The sequence below is a fragment of the Rubrivirga sp. genome, assembly GCF_049648075.1.
Classification (GTDB): domain Bacteria; phylum Bacteroidota; class Rhodothermia; order Rhodothermales; family Rubricoccaceae; genus Rubrivirga.
In genome coordinates, this window is the sequence record NZ_JBARYR010000774.1 from 1 (window position 1) to 2,174 (window position 2,174).

Sequence of the window (2,174 nt, forward strand, 5' to 3'; positions counted from 1 at the left end):
TCTGCAAACGGACGCAGCCCTAGGTCGTCGACCTGATCGTCCTCGAGGGTGTCGATGGCGATCGCCCGCTGGGAGGCGACGGTCGAGAGAGCGACCTCGAGGGCGCGGCCCGCGGCGCCCTCATCGAGGGCGGCAGGGGCATGGAGGGGCTTGAGCCGGCCGGTTTTGGTGGACCGCCACAGCGAGACCGCATCGGCACCGAGCGTGGCAGCGGCGATGGCGGCGGCCGGGGCTCCAAAGCTGTCGACGCCCTCGAGCTGGGCGAGGTCGACCAAGGCCCGCTGGCGGATGAGCGCGGTCTGGGCCGCGTCGGCGAGGTGGTCCTCGCGCAGCTTGCGCTCCGTCACGTCTTGGAGGACGCCGACGAGCCCCAAAACATAGCCGGCGTCGGAGCACCACGGCCGGCCGGTGTTCTCGACCCAGCGCTCGCCGTGCGCGGTCTGCACCCGGTAGACCGCCCGGAACCGGTCGGCGCCCTCGACGGGGCCGTCCGTCAGCCCCTCCCCTTCCACCACCTCTCGGTGGTCGAGCAAGGAGGACAGTCCGCCGCGGGCTTCGATTTCGCTGCGGCTGTAGCCCGTCAAAGCCTCGATGGCGGGGCTGACAAAGTCGAAGGAGGACCCGTCTGCCGTGTACCGGAGCCGATACAAGACGTGGGGCGCGTGGTCGGCCACGACCGACAGGCTGGCCTCGGCATCGCGCAAGTCGCGGAGCGCCTCGGTCTCGGCGGTGACGTCCTCGATGGTGCCTTCGTAGTAGAGGACCTTTCCCGTCTCATCGCGGACGGCCCGCGCGCTTTCGCGCGTGTGGATGCGCTCTCCGGTTCGCCGCGTCCACGATAGAACGAGGTTCCGCACGGATCCCGTCTCGCGGAGCGCGTCGAGAAAGGCCTCCCTCGGGTATCCGAGATCCTGCTCGACAGAGGCCGACACAAGCGCCTCCACGGACGGGACGCCCAAGATGTCAGCGAGTGCGGGGTTGGCATATATGACGTAGCCGTCGAGCGAGGTCCGGTAGAGTCCGACGGGGAGGTGATCGGCAAGGGACGCCAGCCGGTCGTGGTCCAAGGCGCTCGGGGGGGCGACGTCCTCGAGCGTCTCCTCGGGCGCGGCTTCGTCGGGGGCCAGTGGCGGACTCGAGGCCGGCGGCTCGGCTCGGTTGGCGGCGAGCGCGGCGGCGAGATAGGCGAGCTCGTGGAGCGGAAGGGCCTTCGCGTCGCTCCCCGCCATGAGGAGCGGGACGCGATCGGCGACGACGACGAGAGGGATCGAGTCGGGCACGTAGGCCGCGACCTCGACGTCGTCGACGGGTCCGCCGGGCACGAAGACGACCGCGTCCCAGGACTCGGCGCCCTTGGCGAGCGTCGAGCGCAGGATGTCGGAGGTCGGCGCTAGGCGCCCTTCCACCGGGCCGCCCTGGCGAACGGCGTCGAGCGCCTCGACGGCGGCGTCGGGGGCGGCGACGAACAGGATGCGGGGCAGAGCGGACATGCGCAGGGGGGTTGCGCGCTCCTGAACGCAAACGGAGTGCCGGACCTCGAGACCGGTCAGGGACGCCGACTCCCGCCGTCATTTCCACCGATACCGTCCCGATTCGTAACGCTTGTGTGGGGTATCGTGCCACACGACCTCGATGCCATGTCCGCCACGTTCGCTCTCACCCTGCTGTCCCTCGACGGCGTCGGCCGCGTCACTGCACACCGGATCCTCGAACGGTTTCCCTCCCTCGAGGCCGTGCGCGAGGCGCCGCTCGAGCAAGTCCTGCTCCGGCTCAAAGGTGTTCCCAACGCCGACCGCACCGTCGGCACGGTCCGGGCCGCTGCGTTCGACGAGACGATCGAAAGGACCGCCCAACGTGTCCGCGCCCTCGAGGACAAAAAGATCCACGTCTTGGCTCCGGGATCCGAGCCGTGGCCGCTCGGCCTCGATGCGCTCGACCGAGCCGACCGCCCCGCGGTGCTCTACGCCTTTGGAGACTTAAAGGCCCTCGCGTGGCCGGCCCTCACCGTTCTGGCCGCGGCGCCCCTCGAGGCCGAGCCCTTCGAGGCCGCCCAGACCATCGTGCGGCGGACGCTGGCGCAGGGGCGCGGAGTCGTCGTGGGCGCCGCGCACGGCGTGGACACTACGGCTCCTACAGACAGCGGGTCACTCAGGGCACGTCGAGGTCGCGAGCGC

General features: G+C 70.7%; 2 protein-coding genes. One reads left to right on the forward strand and one right to left on the reverse strand.

Going from position 1 to position 2,174, the window contains the following annotated elements:
• On the reverse strand, positions 1–1,490 hold a 1,490-nt coding region (locus tag WBA11_RS20410; protein ID WP_424522468.1), incomplete at its 3' end, for a PAS domain-containing protein.
• Between the two features lie 147 nt (positions 1,491–1,637).
• On the opposite strand from WBA11_RS20410, the gene WBA11_RS20415 reads away from it, so the two are divergent.
• On the forward strand, positions 1,638–2,174 hold a 537-nt coding region (locus tag WBA11_RS20415; protein ID WP_424522469.1), incomplete at its 3' end, for a DNA-processing protein DprA.